The organism is Limnospira sp. PMC 1279.21, from assembly GCF_032349615.1.
In the GTDB taxonomy this organism is placed as follows: domain Bacteria; phylum Cyanobacteriota; class Cyanobacteriia; order Cyanobacteriales; family Microcoleaceae; genus Limnospira; species Limnospira fusiformis.
The window spans coordinates 1-15542 of the sequence record NZ_JARPLU010000021.1; the positions used below are offsets into that span (position 1 = coordinate 1).

A 15542-nucleotide genomic window follows, 5' to 3' on the forward strand; every position below is an offset into this window, starting at 1 on the left:
TAGGTTGTGTGAACCCAACAGGAGTAGGTTGTGTGAACCCAACAGGAGTAGGTTGTGTGAACCCAACAGGAGTAGGTTGGGTGCAACCCAACAGGGGTAGGTTGTGTGCAACCCAACAGAGAGTAGTGCAACCCAACAGAGGGTAGGTTGGGTGCAACCCAACATGGGGTAGGTTGGGTGCAACCCAACAGAGGGTAGGTTGGGTGCAACCCAACAGAGAGTAGTGCAACCCAACATGGGGTAGGTTGGGTGCAACCCAACAGAGAGTAGGTTGGGTGCAACACGACATCGGGTAAAGTTGGGTTTCGCTGCGCTTCACCCAACCTACAACTACAATTATGGTATAATCGCGCAGAACCCCAATGATCTAAGTTTGAGGAGTTACCAATACTAATGTGTGGAATTGTTGGTTATATCGGCACTCAAATCGCTACAGACGTTCTCATGTCTGGGCTGGAAAAACTGGAGTATCGGGGTTATGACTCGGCTGGACTCGCTACGGTCTGGGAAGGTCAAATTAATTATCTTCGGGCTAAGGGTAAACTCTATAATCTACGCGATAAGTTAAGCCAGGTGGAAATGCCAGCCCAAATTGGTATTGGTCACACCCGCTGGGCTACCCATGGGAAACCAGAAGAATATAACGCTCACCCACAATTGGACCCCTATGGACGGGTGGCGGTGGTTCAAAATGGCATTATTGAAAATTATCGGGAACTGCGGGAAGAGTTGAAGGGAAAGGGATATGAGTTTAAATCTGATACCGATACGGAGGTAATTCCTCATCTGATTTCTGAGTTTTTATCACATCTATCTAAGCCGGAACCGGGTTCCCCTTCGGTTTTTTTTGAGGCGGTGCGTCTCGCGGTTAAGCGTTTGGATGGGGCTTTTGCGATCGCTGTTTTATGTGCAGACTATCCCAATGAGTTAATTGTTGCCCGCCAACAAGCACCCCTTTCTATTGGCTTAGGACAAGGGGAATTTTTCTGCGCTTCTGATACTCCCGCTTTAGTTCCCTATACCCAAGCTGTTGTCAGTTTAGATAACGGCGAAATGGCTCGGTTGACTCCTTTGGGGGTTGAGGTTTACAGTTTTGACGGGGAACGTCTTAATAAAAAGCCCCGTATTCTCAACTGGAGTCCGACTCTGGTAGAAAAGCAAGTCTTTAAGCATTTTATGCTCAAAGAAATTCACGAACAACCAGGGGTCGTGCGAGACTGTCTCAATGCCTATATTCATGATGATTGGCAGGTTCCAGAAACTAGCAAAACTTCCAAATCTGCGACTGTTAATAAGAGTTTATCTCCGATTAATTTGAACCTCCCTAATGCTTTATGTGAGGGTGTGGAACAGGTGCAAATATTGGCTTGTGGTACCAGTTGGCACGCCAGTTTGGTGGGGAAATATCTATTAGAACAGTTGGCGGATTTACCAACAACAGTTCAATATGCTTCCGAGGCTCGTTATTCCCCGATTCCACTGCGACCTAATACGATGACTATTGGGGTTACTCAGTCGGGAGAAACTGCTGATACTTTGGCGGCGTTGGCTATGGAACAGCAACGCAGAATTAATGCTGGGGCGGCGTTTGCTCCCCGTTTATTAGGGATTACTAATCGCCCGGAAAGTTCTTTGGGGCAAATGGTTCCACATTTGATTGATACTAGGGCGGGTATTGAAATTGGGGTGGCGGCTACTAAGACTTTTTTGGCTCAATTGATAGCCTTTTATTTGTTGGCTTTGGATTTGGCTTGGCGACGGCAGACTATATCGGTATCTCGCCTTGAGGAAATTATTAAGGGTTTGCGACAAATTCCTTCTCAAATTGAGTTGATTCTGAGCAGTCATGAACAGGATATTGGGGAACTTTCCCATGATTTTAGTGATACTCAGGATTTTATTTTCTTGGGTCGGGGAATTAATTTTCCCATCGCTTTGGAGGGTGCTTTAAAACTCAAGGAAATTAGCTACATTCACGCGGAAGGATATCCGGCGGGAGAGATGAAACACGGTCCGATCGCCCTGTTGGATGATAAGGTTCCGGTAGTGGCGATCGCAATGCCTGGTATGGTTTATGAAAAGGTGATTTCTAATGCTCAGGAAGCTAAAGCCAGGGATGCTAGATTAATTGGAGTGACACCCAAAACCAGCGGCGAGTCAGCCGAGATTTTTGATGATTTATTATCAGTCCCGGAAGTGGATGAGTTATTATCACCCATTCTCACAGTTATTCCCCTGCAATTGTTAGCTTACCACATAGCGGCACGACGGGGCTTAGATGTAGACCAACCTCGCAACCTCGCTAAGTCGGTGACAGTGGAATAATAGATAACGATTTATGGTAAAATTAACCGATAGCAGCCTGTGAGTTAGATTCAAATAAAATGGCTTGTTGAATTTGCCAGGGTTGGCAGTTATAATCATCAGCAATATCCTCGATAGAGTCCCCGGCATCAAAAAGTTGAGTGACAATTTTGGTGGGAATGCCTGTTCCGGTGATGGTAGGTTTACCAAAGGAAATATTAGGATCTATGATTAAGACTTTATCCCGGAAGTTGTGGCTATGATCGTTGATGATAGGGAAGAGTCTGGAGGCGATGTCTTGTTCATCCCATTCTATGCGAGTTAACAGATTATTTAAGACCTGTTTCATGGCTAATTGTCCTGAACGGGAGGCATTAATTAGCCGTTCAAATTGTTCGATAAAAATGTCAACCCCATCGGTGCTAAATTGTTTTTGAACAAGGGGATGTTCTGTTTTAAATTGTTCGCTTATGTAGTCGAGGGCGAGTCTAACTTGACGAAGGGGGACGTTATGAACGGTGCGAATGACTCTGAGGACGTGAGCTTCAACTAGGTTGGTAAAGGAGAGTTGGGGAATATTCGGTTGAGGGCGTTGGATGAGGGGTAAGAAGTCTTGATCTCCTTTTTGGGTGGGGTAGCTGCGTCCATTTACCCATGTTTTGAGGGTAGGTAGGGGGATATGAAGATAGCGGGCAGTATCGGCTATCGTGTAAATAGGAACATGATAGAGATTTTGTTGAGTTAGCAGGGATGATGTTTTAACCATCGGTTGTGGGTATATTGCGGATTAGCAAAAATAGTAGGCTTGGTTAGAATCACGATATTTTGAGATTATAGCGAATAGGTGAGGTAGGGGAGTGTAACCGGTTGGGGTTAACTTTTCTGTTGCAGATAAGCCCTAAATTGGGCGGGTGGTAGAGGTTTACTAAATAGATATCCCTGACCGTAATCACATCCTTGATTACAGAGAAAGTCGAGTTGGGCGGTGGTTTCAATGCCTTCTGCTACCACGACTAAGCCTAACCCATGAGCCATAGTAATCATGGTTTTGACTAGAGCGATCGCATCTTGATCATCGGGAAGATCCGAAATAAATGATTTATCAATTTTCAAGACACTAAAAGGAAATCGCTTTAGATAACTAAGGGAGGAATAACCTGTGCCAAAATCATCGATCGCCAAACGGATTTTGAGGTGATTCAGTTGTTTAATTAAACTTTGCACTCCCGGAACTTCTTCCACCAGGGAACGTTCGGTTATTTCTAACTCTAAGCAATCACTACTCAGACCATTATTAGCGATCGCCTCTATAATCACATTAACCAGGTTAGGGGTTCGTAACTGACGGGGAGAAATATTCACCGCCACCCATAACCCATTGTTTCCCTGTTGATGCCAACTAGCCACCTCTTGACAGGCTTGTGATAACATCCACTCTCCCAAATCTATAATTAACCGACTTTCTTCAGCAATAGCAATAAACTGGTCAGGTCTAATATTTCCTAGTTCGGGATTATACCAACGCATCAAAGCCTCAGCCCCAACAATTTGAGAGGTATTCAGATGAATAAAAGGCTGATACACCACAGATAGTTCATTTCTGCTTATGGCATGACGAAGGTGATTTTCAATGATAATCCGACTTTGAGCCTCATCATTCATATTTTGAGTAAAAAATGCCAAAACATTACGGCCTTCCTGCTTGGCTGAATACATAGCCGTATCTGCATTTCTCACCAATGTACTGGCATTATTGCCATCTTTCGGATAACTAGCAATGCCAATACTGGCTGATATAAATGCTTCTTCACCGCCCAGATTAAAGGGTTCACCCAATACATCTAAGACCTGAGTAGCCATATACTCAGCCTGTACTATGTCATCTAAGTTGGGGATAATCACTAAAAACTCATCACCACCAAGTCGCCCTACTGTATCAGTTTGGCGGAGACATCCTATCAATCTCATACCGGCTTCTTTTAGCAAAAAATCTCCTAATTCATGACCTAGGGTATCGTTAATATTTTTAAAGTGGTCTAGGTCAATAAACATCACCGCGACGTTACTATGATTAGCTTGAGCCTGGATAATTGCTTGTCGTAATCTCTCAAAAATTAAGGTTCGGTTCGGCAGATCCGTGAGAGCATCATAGTTCGCTTGATGGGCTAAAATTTCCTCATTATGTTTCTGTTGAGTAATATCTTCTTTAACTGCGATAAAGTGGGTAATATAACCTTCCTCATCTCGCATCGGACATATAGAAGCGTGTTCCCAGAAGAGTTCTCCGTTTTTTTTCTTATTGTGAAACTCCCCAGACCACTGTTTCCCTGATGTAATCTGTCTCCATAACACATCATATTCTGGTTCTGTGGTGTAGCCAGATTTCAGGAGGCGAGGATTTTGACCGATTACCTCTGCTGCTTTATATCCGGTGATTTCTTCAAATTTCGGGTTCACATACTGAATATCTCCCTCGGAGTCGGTAATCACAATAGAGACCGGACTTTGATCGCAAGCGCGGGAAAACATTTTCAGCTGATCTTCGGTTTTTTTGAAGTCGGTAATATCTGTTAAGGATGCTAGATAGGCTGTTTCCTGTTCCCAAGAAATTTCTACTACTCGCATACGGACGATTTTTAGCTGTCCATCCTGTCTCAAAATTTCTAATTCGGTTGATTCTTTGGTGACTAGGGGAATACCTATCAGTTCCCCTTCCAGTTGGCTGGCTGGGCGACCGAATAAAGCCTCGGCGGCGGGGTTAATGAATAGGGCGCGTCCTTCACGGTTGACTACTACTAAACCGTTGGTACTGGTGCTGATAATGGTTCTCAGACGTGCTTCGCTTTCCCTTAACGCGGCTTCGGCTGTGATGGAAGAGTTAATGATTTCCTGATTCTCGATCGCTTTTATGGTGCTGATTATATGGGTGACTTGACCATGGCGATCGCTTACTGGGGTCGATTCTTGGCTGACCCAGTGCATGGAACTATCTGGTTGTATAATTCGATAGTTCAGGCTGTAATTTTGTTTCATAAATAACGATGTCGTATAGTTTTGCACCCAACCATATAGATCCTCGACATGGATCTGATTCAACAATTGCTCAAAATTTATGGATGTCGGCTGGGGAGTTAATCCTAAAATATGATATAATTGCTCTGATACAATCATTTCTCCCGTGTTCATATTTAAACACCAACTCCCCGTTTTGGTCAGGGCTTGCACTTGGGCTAGGTGCTGCTGCTGTAGCTGCTGGCGTTGGGCTTTCAGCTTGGAATCGGTGATATCTTCACAGATGGCGATCGCTCTGAAATCCGACCCATCTTGACTATCAATTGGGTAGAGTCTCAGGCAAAACCATTCGGTTATATTATCTTTTGTAATCGGAATTTCTGCGACTATTTCTGAGATATTAGTGTCCGCGATTTGGGGCGATCGCTCTCTTAGCCAGGTGTAAATTTCTCGGGGTATTTGAGAATTTACTACTAAGGTTTCCTGGGCTTTCCTATTCGCGAAAATAATTTGATATTCTTGATTAAGTATGAATATGGGGAGATTAATGGCATTTAAAATTCTCTCCATTTGGCTGGCTTTAATATGATTAATACTATCGTCGATATGCTCATGAAGATATTGGTCAATAATCGTCTGATATTGACGCTGTTTTTCTTGGGCAAAAAATTGCCTCTCAATAGCGGTAAATAAATCCCCGACTACTTGGGAGAATAGGTGTTCCTGTTCACTGCTAAATTCTCCTAACTTAATCAGATTTAAATAGCATTGTCTATATTGTTGGAGAGTTTCCACCATTTCCGCAGCGGAGATATCGGTCTGGGTTTCCGCCGAAATAGCGATCGCACTTATTCCCCCCAGGGTCTGTAAATGTTCCTCCATGTCAGAAACTAGATATCCTGGGGTGAGATCTGCAGTCATCTCAATTAATAGCAGGGAAATGCGGGAAGTTAAACCCTGCACTGACCGTAAGTGAGTTATAATGGAAGGTTGGGTAGTCTGACCGAAACACTGTAGTAACTGCATTACCATCCATTCTTGATGGTTAACAATCAGTTGGTGTAGGGGTTCTACTAAACTCACCCCCAATGGTAGTGAAGCGATCGCATAACGTCTAGGCTGCGGAATTGATATTTTCATAACTTCATAATTATAGCTAATTTTATGTCATCTTCAATCCTGCATAAAATCGACAATTTATCATTATGATATACCTCCCGATATCTACTTATTAACCCCTAGCAGTAATACTGATTTCCCTAAGTTTGGCTTGAATAATCGGTGATCCCTATCTACTCACAGAAAATACCTATCTGGTCGGATGGCCAGATATTGCCCCAAAATCAGTAGACCTGACATAGTATTCAGATCCATCTTATCCTATTTTGATAACAGTTATAATTTCCTGGAAATCGACTATCTAAAGGCTAATTGATGCTTTGGCTACCGCAAAAATTTAATAAAAATTTAACGATGCTTAATATTTATTCATATATCCGGTAAAGGCGATCGCTCCCCCGTCGGTAGAGTCCGTAGAGTTGGTAGGGTCGGTGATAGCCTGGTCCTAGTCATGGTAAACCCGCGCCGCCAGTATTATCAATGATTGATTGTTTGGTGGGTTTAGGGCGGGTCCAGAAAAACCGTCGTGGCCAGATGTAATTGACAGTGGAACCCGTCGCTAGATCCATTATCTATTGTCGAAGAGGTAGGGGGGCAGATTTTCGCAAAACTGCTATAGTGAAGTGTAAAATCACTCAATCTGTGCGATGTCTATAGCTAGTCAGGAATTATCCCAGACATCAAAACCTCTGAACTTAGAGGAAATAGCCACCGTCGCCGCCAACAGTAACCTATGTACTTGGGACGACCTGGATCAATCTGTCCGTGCTAACCTGGAAGCAGCGATCGCCCCAGGTTCAGCTATCCAATGCGTTCTGTATCCCCCCACTCAGGAGGAACTAGCTGCAATAACCACCTATGCGGCACGGCACCAGTTAGGAATTTTACCCTTTGGGAAAGGTAGCAAAATTACCTGGGGAAACCCGGTGAAAAACCCCTCTATTGCTATTAGTACCCAGAAAATCAACCGCTTAGTTGAACACGCGGTGGGAGACCTGACTGTAACGGTAGAAGCTGGTATGCAATATCGGGAACTTCAGCAAATTTTGGCTAAACAAGGACAGTTCCTAGGCTTTGACCCCTGCTATCAGGATGATGCTACTATTGGCGGAATTATTGCTACTGGAGATAGTGGTTCTCTGCGTCATCGATATCGAGGTATCCGCGATATGCTGCTGGGAATTTCTTTTGTCCGGTCTGATGGTAAAATTGCTAAAGCTGGGGGTCGGGTAGTTAAAAATGTCGCGGGTTATGACTTGATGAAGTTGCTAACGGGTTCCTACGGAACTTTGGGCATTATTACTCAAGTTACCCTGCGTTTATATCCCTGTTTAGAAGCATCCCATACGGTCCTGTTAACAGGAGATTCAGATGCGATCGCTACCTGTTTTGCAACTATCTTAGCCTCGGCTTTGACTCCGGTGGCTATGGATTTGATTTCCCCGGAATTAGTGGCTCGCCTCTCTGGGGAAAAATCCATGGGTTTGGCTGTCAGATTTCAAAGTATCCGGGAAAGTGTGGAACTACAAGGCGATCGCCTGGTAGAAGTCGGTAATCAACTCAATTTAAACTCAACTATAATTCGGGAAAATGACGGGGATTTTTGGCAGCAATTAAAACAGCAAATTTGGCAAGGTTCCCAAGGCGATCGCATTATTTGTAAAGTCGGTATCACTCCCACGGACGCAGCCACCACTTTGGCGAAATGTCAAACTCCCGCCGTCATTCATGGTAGCAGTGGTTTGGGATTAATGCGATTTGATGAGACTCAACCAGAGCCGTTGCAAAATCTGCGGCAGTTGTGTAATAATCAAGGTAGTTTCCTGTCGGTTTTAGAAGCACCATTAACCATTAAACAACAAATAGAAGTTTGGGGATACCGGGGAAACGCCTTAGACCTCATGGCTAAGATTAAGCAGCAATTTGACCCCCAAAATCTTCTGAATCATCAGCGATTTCTTGCTGGTCTTTAACTTCTGGATTGTTTAGGCTAATTCACTCCGTAGTTTAATCATTCATACCATTTATAAGATGCAAACTTTTGATAAGTCTTCCGAGGCTAATTTAAATCAAATTCCCGCGAAAGAAAGCAACTTTTTAGACCAAAACCCCCACCTAGAACCCTCGGCAAATTTTCCCGGATTTGACAAGAATAATCCGCCGCCGCCAGACTTAATTAATACCTGTGTTCATTGTGGGTTTTGTTTAGCCACCTGTCCTAGTTATCGGGTAATAGGTAAAGAAATGGACTCCCCCAGGGGTAGAATTTACCTGATGGATGCTATTAATAAGGGAGAAGCACCCCTTGCTAAAGCCACCAGCGAACATTTTGATAGTTGCTTAGGTTGTTTAGCCTGCGTGACCACCTGTCCTTCTGGGGTTCAATATGACCGTCTCATCGCCGCCACCCGTCCCCAGGTGGAAAGAAATGTTCCCCGAAATTTAGGCGATCGCTTAATTCGCACATTGATTTTCAGCTTATTTCCCTATCCCGACCGTCTGCGTCCTCTGTTAGTTCCCCTGTATTTATATCAAAAATTGGGGATTAAAAACCTAGTGCGGTCTACCGGATTATTGCCCAAAATCTCCCCCAGACTGGCGGCGATGGAATCAATTTTGCCGGAAATTAACTCTAGTGCTTTTCAGGACAATTTACCGACAGTAATTCCCGCACAAGGGGAAAAACGCTATCGAGTCGGGATGATTTTAGGTTGTGTACAAAGGCTATTTTTCTCTCCGGTAAATGAAGCCACCGCTAGGGTATTAACGGCTAATGGTTGCGAGGTGATTATCCCTAAATCTCAAGGCTGTTGTGCCGCACTTCCTGAACACCAAGGACAAACGGAACAATCCCATGTTTTGATTAAACAAATGATTGATAGTTTTGCCGACACTGGGGTTGATGCTATTATTATTAATGCCGCCGGTTGTGGTCATACTTTAAAAGAATATGGTCACATTATGAGGGATGATCCCGAATATCGAGACAAGGCGAAAGAATTTGCAGGTAAAGTCCGCGATGTACAGGAGTTTTTAGCGGAAGTGGGGTTAACGGCGCACTTATCTCCTTTGGTGGAAGGGGAGGATTTAACTATTGTATATCAGGATGCTTGTCACCTGTTACACGGACAAAAAATTAGCAGTCAACCGAGGGAGTTATTAACCAAAATTCCTGGGGTGAAATTGCGAGAACCTGTCGATGCGGCTTTGTGTTGTGGTAGCGCCGGGGTTTATAATATGTTACAGCCAGAAGTGGCGGATGAGTTGGGACAGCAAAAGGTACAAAATCTGCTCAATACTGGGGCGACTGTAATTGCTTCGGCTAACCCAGGGTGTTCTTTGCAAATTAAGAAGCATCTGGAATTACAAGGAAAGCGGGTTACTCTCAAGCATCCTATGGAGTTATTAGATGATTCTATTCGGGGGGTGAAAATTTAATTCTCCCTGAGATTAGCAAAAGCTAATTAACACAGGTGCGTCAGTCCCTCCCTACAATTAATAATTAATAATTAATAATGAATAATTAATGACCGGGTGGGGCGGGTTTATTCAGAGCCGGGTGGGGAATTGAATTGACAGCGGAACCCGCCCCTACAATTAATAATTAATAATTAATAATTAATAATTAATGACCGGGTGGGGCGGGTTTATTTAGAGCCGGGTGGGGAATTGAATTGACAGCAGAACCCGCCCCTACAATTAATAATTAATAATTAATAATTAATAATTAATAATTAATAATTAATAATTAATGACCGGGTGGGGCGGGTTTATTTAGAGCCGGGTGGGGAATTGAATTGACAGCAGAACCCGCCCCTACAATTGTTAATTATCAGGTGGGACGCAGAAGACGATCGCTTATGGATTTTTCATCATTTCCACAAAGTCTTTCACCAAGTCCAGGTGATGCTGAAGCTGTTTGACTAGGGGTGGGATAGCTTCCAGGTTTTGTTGGGCGGCGAGGTTTTCTAACTCCTGAGAGATGGCGGGAATGTGGAAGATACCAGCATTGGCGCTAGACCCTTTCAAGGCGTGTGCTTGCTGTTTGATTTCGGCAAAATTCGAGGTATTAATCGCTTTATTGAGAGTCTCAATTCGTTGTTGTGCTTGATGGATAAAGGTGGTTAACAGACGATACTTATACTCGGTTTTTCCCTTAAATAACTTATTGAGGCGATCGCTATCAACCGGACAATCAACCGGACTATCTAAAGGTGGCTGATGATTGGCTGTGGTGGGTGTTGGATTTTGGGTTTCCAGACAAACCGGAACCCAACGATTAATCACGTTGACTAAAGCCTGTAAATCAATAGGTTTAGTGATGTAGTCATCCATTCCCACTTGTAGACAGCGATCGCGATCGGAAGGCATTACACTAGCAGTTAAAGCGATAATGATAGGAGGTCGTTGGGAGTTTTGGCTACCGCGAATTCTGGCTGTAGTTTCATAACCATCTAAAATAGGCATCTGACAATCCATTAAGATTAAATCATAATGCTGTGTTTCTAAATGTTGTAAAACCGCTTCTCCGTCCGACACAGCATCAGCGACATAACCCAATTGTTGCAGTTGAGTTAAAACCACTTCCTGATTAACTAAGTCATCCTCAGCTAGGAGAATTTTTAGAGGTATAGAAGCCCTGAGTTTATCGTTAGTTTGGGAGAGATGACAACATGGTGGTTTGGGAGTTTCGGGAAAGGACGATCCCATCAATACATCATCCCAAGACTTATCAAGGTGATGGTCTAAATTAGGGATATCAAGTTCCAGGGCTTTGGCAAAACTTCGCAGTAATCGCAGGGGGGCGATCGGCTTGACTAAATATACAAAATCCCCTAAATTTAACACCTGTTCGGCGCGATTTCGCTGACTAATACTACTCATTAAAATTAGCTGAGTTGGCGAATCACTAGAGGTTTTATAAAGCTGTCCTAGTAATTTAGCACCATGGCGGTCTAGTAACTCTAAATCCATGAGAATCAGATTATACGGGGAACCTTTAGCCTGTTGATGATGCCATTTATCTAAGGCAATTTTAGAGGTATCTGCTGTCTCTACTTGTATTCCCCATGGCTGAGTTATGCAGCTAACTGAATGCCTGACTAAACTACTATTTTCAACTACCAATAAACTCATATTTTTCAATTCTTTGGGGGCAGAAGTTTCCGATAATTCCGATGGTAAAAAAGTGGCGTTAAACCAGAAAATAGAGCCTTCTTCTTCTTGGCTCTTAACCCCAATTTCACCCCCCATTAAATTCACTAAGTGCTGACAGATTGATAAACCTAATCCCGTGCCACCATATTGACGATTAGTGGCGGAACTAGCAGGGGAAAAAGGCTGAAATAATTGGGGTTGAAGTTCATCAGAAATCCCCATTCCTGTATCTTCTATGGCAAAGTAAATATTAATGTGATCTTGACTAATTACTCTGGGAGTCACTCTGATAATAATATGACCGGATTTGGTAAATTTAATAGCATTATTGACTAAGTTAATTAGAACCTGCTGTAAACGCATCCCATCACCCTTTAAATATCGGGGAAGATTCGGTTCTAACAAAATAATTAGTTCTAGTTGTTTATCCTCAGCTTTAACCGCCAACAGATCCACTACGGTTTCTAGGCAATCTTGTAAATCAAAGTCATGGGATTCTAGGTGAGTTTCTCCGGCTTCTAGTTTGGATAAATCCAGAATTTCGTTAATTACAGTTAATAGATGTTTAGCGCTGCGATAAATGGTTTGGGTGTAATCTTTTTGTTGGGGTGTGAGATGAGTTTGCATTAACAATTCAACCATCCCCAAAACTCCACTCATGGGGGTGCGAATTTCATGACTCATTTGCGCTAAAAATCGAGACTTGAATTGAACGGCATCTAAAGCAGCGTTGCGAGTTTCGACTAGATTATTTAAGGGAATAATGACTAGAATTACTCCCCCAACTTCTCCAGAATTACGATACCAAGGTCCCACAGTCCAACCATGATAAATCAGAGAACCATCCTCACGAATCCAGGAATCCTCTAAAGCCGACACTTTTTCGCCGCGCAAGGCTTTTTTATGGGCTAACTTCCAGTCATTTTTTACGTTAGGAAATACATCATAATGATTTAAACCGATTAATGAGTATATCTGCGGCTTTAAATGCTGAATCCATCCCTCTGAATAAGCCAGGTATCGCATTTCTGTATCAAACATGGCGATGGGTAGGGGAAGGTAGGATATCAGTTGTTGTAGTCGTTCACATTCTAATTCTTGTTCACATGAACCGTCGGGACTACAAGCTACGGGTTCCCCGGTGACGATCGCACCTAGAATTTCTCCGCAATAATTACGCCAAGGAACTATTTGGAAATTAACTTGCTGTTGTCGTCCGTCACTACCCAATAGGATATGATGTACATGAACTTGCTGTTGAGTGGCGATCGCTTGCAGATAACGGAATTTCACCCCATCACGGACTGATTCTGGTAGACATAGCATCCAATAATTGCGATCTATCACTTCCTCCCGTCGATAGCCGGAAATTTCCTCGGCGGCATGATTCCACTCGACAATCTTGCCTTCTAAAGATAGTACAATCACAATACAACCCATCTGCTGTAGGAAAGACTGCGATCGCTTGATAGTGTCTATTATTTCCGCGCTGGCGGGTTTTCGCCATCTAACTAAGGTCAAACTGGCGACCATACTAATCATGGCGCTAATACCAAGGGTAAGGACTAACGGATCGGAGTTGGGTGGAGTTGGGAGAAACATTGACTGACGCACTCTTTAGCGGTTAGGGTTGATCCATAATAGGTGGCTCTTTAGGGTGGCTCAGAGGCGGTAAATGCCGATAATAACCCGATAATTCCCTTCTGACCCACCTTTTAGGCTGATTGATAGTGATGCCACAATATAATCTAGGTATAGGCTGTAACATAAGTTCAAGATTAACATAATCGGGGGTAAAGTGGGACACACTAGATCGTCTCCCCAGCCTCCCGGCGGAAATTAACGCGGAAATTCCAGTTTTCCACCGGGGGACCTTTAGCTAAACTTGCTTTCGTGCTGCGGCTTCGGAGGTGGAAAGCTCGATTTGTCCGTCCCTGAATTGTACGGGAGGGGTTCACCAATAACCTGCTGGAAATAGTCGCGCGTATAAACCCGCCCCTATTAGGAATCGCCGCGCCTTTAAACCGGAGATGATGTCAATATGGAGATGGTTGTATGAATCAGTATCAACACTTTCTGAAAATTAAGACCCAGGGGAAATCTTTGGCTAAAATTACCCGTTATATTCAGGAAGCTGTAGAAACATCTCAGATCCAAACGGGTATTTGTACGGTATTTATCCGCCATACTTCTGCTAGTCTCATTATCCAAGAAAATGCTGATCCTGATGTGTTAGAAGACCTGGAAAATTTCCTGTCTAAATTAGTGCCAGAAGGAGATTACTACATCCACAGCGCGGAAGGACCGGACGATATGCCTGCCCATATTCGTAGTGTTTTAACTAATACATCTGAGCAAATTCCCATCTCCCAAGGACGGCTAGTATTGGGAACTTGGCAAGGACTATATCTCTGGGAACATCGCCGCCGTGGCTCCTATCGAGAACTGGTAATTCATATTATGGGGAATTAGTCCAAATTTGATTGATTAACAACTTGCAAATTCTCATGGAGACTAACTAACTATGAAAATCGAATTTTTGCCGGATAATGTGACTGTGGAAGCTGAACCAGGAGAACCTATATTAGAAGTGGCTAACCGCGCGGGAGTTTCGATTCCGACGGGCTGTTTAATGGGTTCCTGTCACGCCTGCGAGGTGGAATTAGATGATGGAGAAATTATCTGCTCTTGTATTAGTTCTGTACCAGCCGGAAGGGAAAAAATGACTATTAATCTGTATTCTGATCCGGCTTGGTAGCACTGGGGTTAAGCTGTCGGATAATGATGGCGATCGCCCCTAAACCCAGTAACCCCAATAACCCGGCTAAGGGGTTTCTATCAATGCCAGTCACCCAGGGGGGAACTTTTCCTAAATTCATGGTTAATTCTCCCACATTTATGATATAATAAGCACCAACTAAACCGCCGTGTAAGCCTATGGCTAACGCCAAAGAACCATGAGGATGATTAGGGGTGCGGGTGGCATCTTTTGCCCAAACTAAAATTATCCCTAATAGCAATAAACCCGGAAATTGTAACCAGGTTCGCACAATTTCTTCCCAAGGTTTGATAAAGTGGAGTAGGGCGAATATAACACTACTCACCCAGAGAGATTTGACGGGGGAATAGTCCCGCCGTAATTCTTCTAGTAGCCAACCTCTAAATAACAACTCCTCAGCAAATCCTACCCCCAAAGATACCAATAAACTCTCAATGATAATTATAGGGAAATTGGCGGGGAAAGGTTGCCACTTGAGCCAGCCGAACCCAGTAGCGATCGCAAATATTCCCAGAACCCCAACCCAACCCAAGCCTAAACCAATTAACAAACCCTCACCGCTGCGGCGACTAATTTCCAGACCACAGACCCGCAAATAACGAGGCTGACCATAAACCGATTTTCCCCACCATTGCAGTAAAATCAAAAACTGACAATATAGCAAAACTAGGGTAATGATACTCACCAAATTGGGGTCGCCCCCTAGCCAATAAATGGGAATAGCCAGGGGAAGCCAAATTAGCAGCAATAGAACCACAAACAGCCCCAACCGAACCGGGACAGGGCGGCGGACTAGGTGAGAGAGATTAAACAAGCGATCGCAATATAGCTGAAATTATCTTCCATCAGAGCAGTCTACCACTACTCGTCAGGTTCTATGGTACTGGTCAAGCCATGATTTTTTAAAGTTTCACAATAAAACTCAGCGTGTTCGAGGGCGCAGGTAATCACCAAAGCCAAGCCATTAGTGTGAGCCTCCATCATAATACTAACAGCTTGGGGTTGAGTCAGGCCGGGAACGGTACTCATCAGCACTTGTACCACATACTCCATGGGGTTATAGTCATCATTATGGAGCAGAACCCGATAGCGTGGTGCTAACTTCCGATTTGTGGAAGTCTTTTCTACGGTTTGGGTTGACACAGAACCATCTCCTCCGTTTACAAAGTTA

The 15542-nt window shown here is 43.7% G+C and carries 10 protein-coding genes; 5 read left to right on the plus strand and 5 right to left on the minus strand.

What is annotated here, in order from left to right; all coding sequences use genetic code 11:
* The first annotated feature begins 393 nt into the window (after window positions 1–393).
* Complete coding sequence (glmS, locus tag P5683_RS05245; RefSeq protein ID WP_046321686.1) at window positions 394–2325, plus strand: glutamine--fructose-6-phosphate transaminase (isomerizing); 1932 nt, start codon at window positions 394–396, stop codon at window positions 2323–2325.
* Between the two features lie 22 nt (window positions 2326–2347).
* On the opposite strand, the gene P5683_RS05250 is transcribed toward glmS, so the two are convergent.
* Window positions 2348–3070 (minus strand): DUF433 domain-containing protein, encoded by a 723-nt coding sequence (locus P5683_RS05250; protein ID WP_006622065.1) that lies wholly within the window; start codon window positions 3068–3070, stop codon window positions 2348–2350.
* A gap of 107 nt (window positions 3071–3177) precedes the next feature.
* Window positions 3178–6456, minus strand: coding sequence for an EAL domain-containing protein (locus P5683_RS05255; protein ID WP_315641976.1), 3279 nt, complete (start codon window positions 6454–6456; stop codon window positions 3178–3180).
* Window positions 6457–7082: 626 nt separating this feature from the next.
* Here P5683_RS05255 and P5683_RS05260 point away from each other — a divergent pair.
* Together P5683_RS05260 and P5683_RS05265 are read left to right on the plus strand one after the other, a co-directional pair.
* Window positions 7083–8408: an FAD-binding oxidoreductase gene (locus P5683_RS05260; RefSeq protein ID WP_315640937.1), complete on the plus strand. Its 1326-nt coding sequence runs from the start codon at window positions 7083–7085 to the stop codon at window positions 8406–8408.
* A 58-nt stretch (window positions 8409–8466) separates the two neighbouring features.
* A complete protein-coding gene (locus P5683_RS05265; RefSeq protein ID WP_006622073.1) occupies window positions 8467–9873 on the plus strand; it encodes a (Fe-S)-binding protein in 1407 nt (468 codons plus the stop codon).
* Between the two features lie 420 nt (window positions 9874–10293).
* Here the strand turns inward: P5683_RS05265 and P5683_RS05270 are convergent, their stop codons facing one another.
* The gene (locus P5683_RS05270; RefSeq protein ID WP_273248215.1) at window positions 10294–13194 is read right to left on the minus strand and encodes a response regulator; all 2901 of its coding nucleotides are present in this window, start codon (window positions 13192–13194) and stop codon (window positions 10294–10296) included.
* Between the two features lie 453 nt (window positions 13195–13647).
* Here P5683_RS05270 and P5683_RS05275 point away from each other — a divergent pair, with 453 nt between their 5' ends.
* Together P5683_RS05275 and P5683_RS05280 are read left to right on the plus strand one after the other, a co-directional pair.
* Window positions 13648–14064, plus strand: coding sequence for a secondary thiamine-phosphate synthase enzyme YjbQ (locus P5683_RS05275; RefSeq protein WP_006622075.1), 417 nt, complete (start codon window positions 13648–13650; stop codon window positions 14062–14064).
* A 52-nt stretch (window positions 14065–14116) separates the two neighbouring features.
* Entirely contained in the window at window positions 14117–14350 is a 234-nt protein-coding gene (locus P5683_RS05280) for a 2Fe-2S iron-sulfur cluster-binding protein (RefSeq protein WP_006622076.1), read from the plus strand.
* Here P5683_RS05280 and P5683_RS05285 read toward each other — a convergent pair.
* Both P5683_RS05285 and clpS read right to left on the minus strand, forming a co-directional pair.
* Window positions 14322–15185, minus strand: coding sequence for a CPBP family intramembrane glutamic endopeptidase (locus P5683_RS05285; protein WP_006622077.1), 864 nt, complete (start codon window positions 15183–15185; stop codon window positions 14322–14324). The genes P5683_RS05280 and P5683_RS05285 overlap by 29 nt on opposite strands.
* A gap of 47 nt (window positions 15186–15232) precedes the next feature.
* Window positions 15233–15514 (minus strand): ATP-dependent Clp protease adapter ClpS, encoded by a 282-nt coding sequence (gene clpS, locus P5683_RS05290; protein WP_008054756.1) that lies wholly within the window; start codon window positions 15512–15514, stop codon window positions 15233–15235.
* Window positions 15515–15542 lie beyond the last annotated feature (28 nt).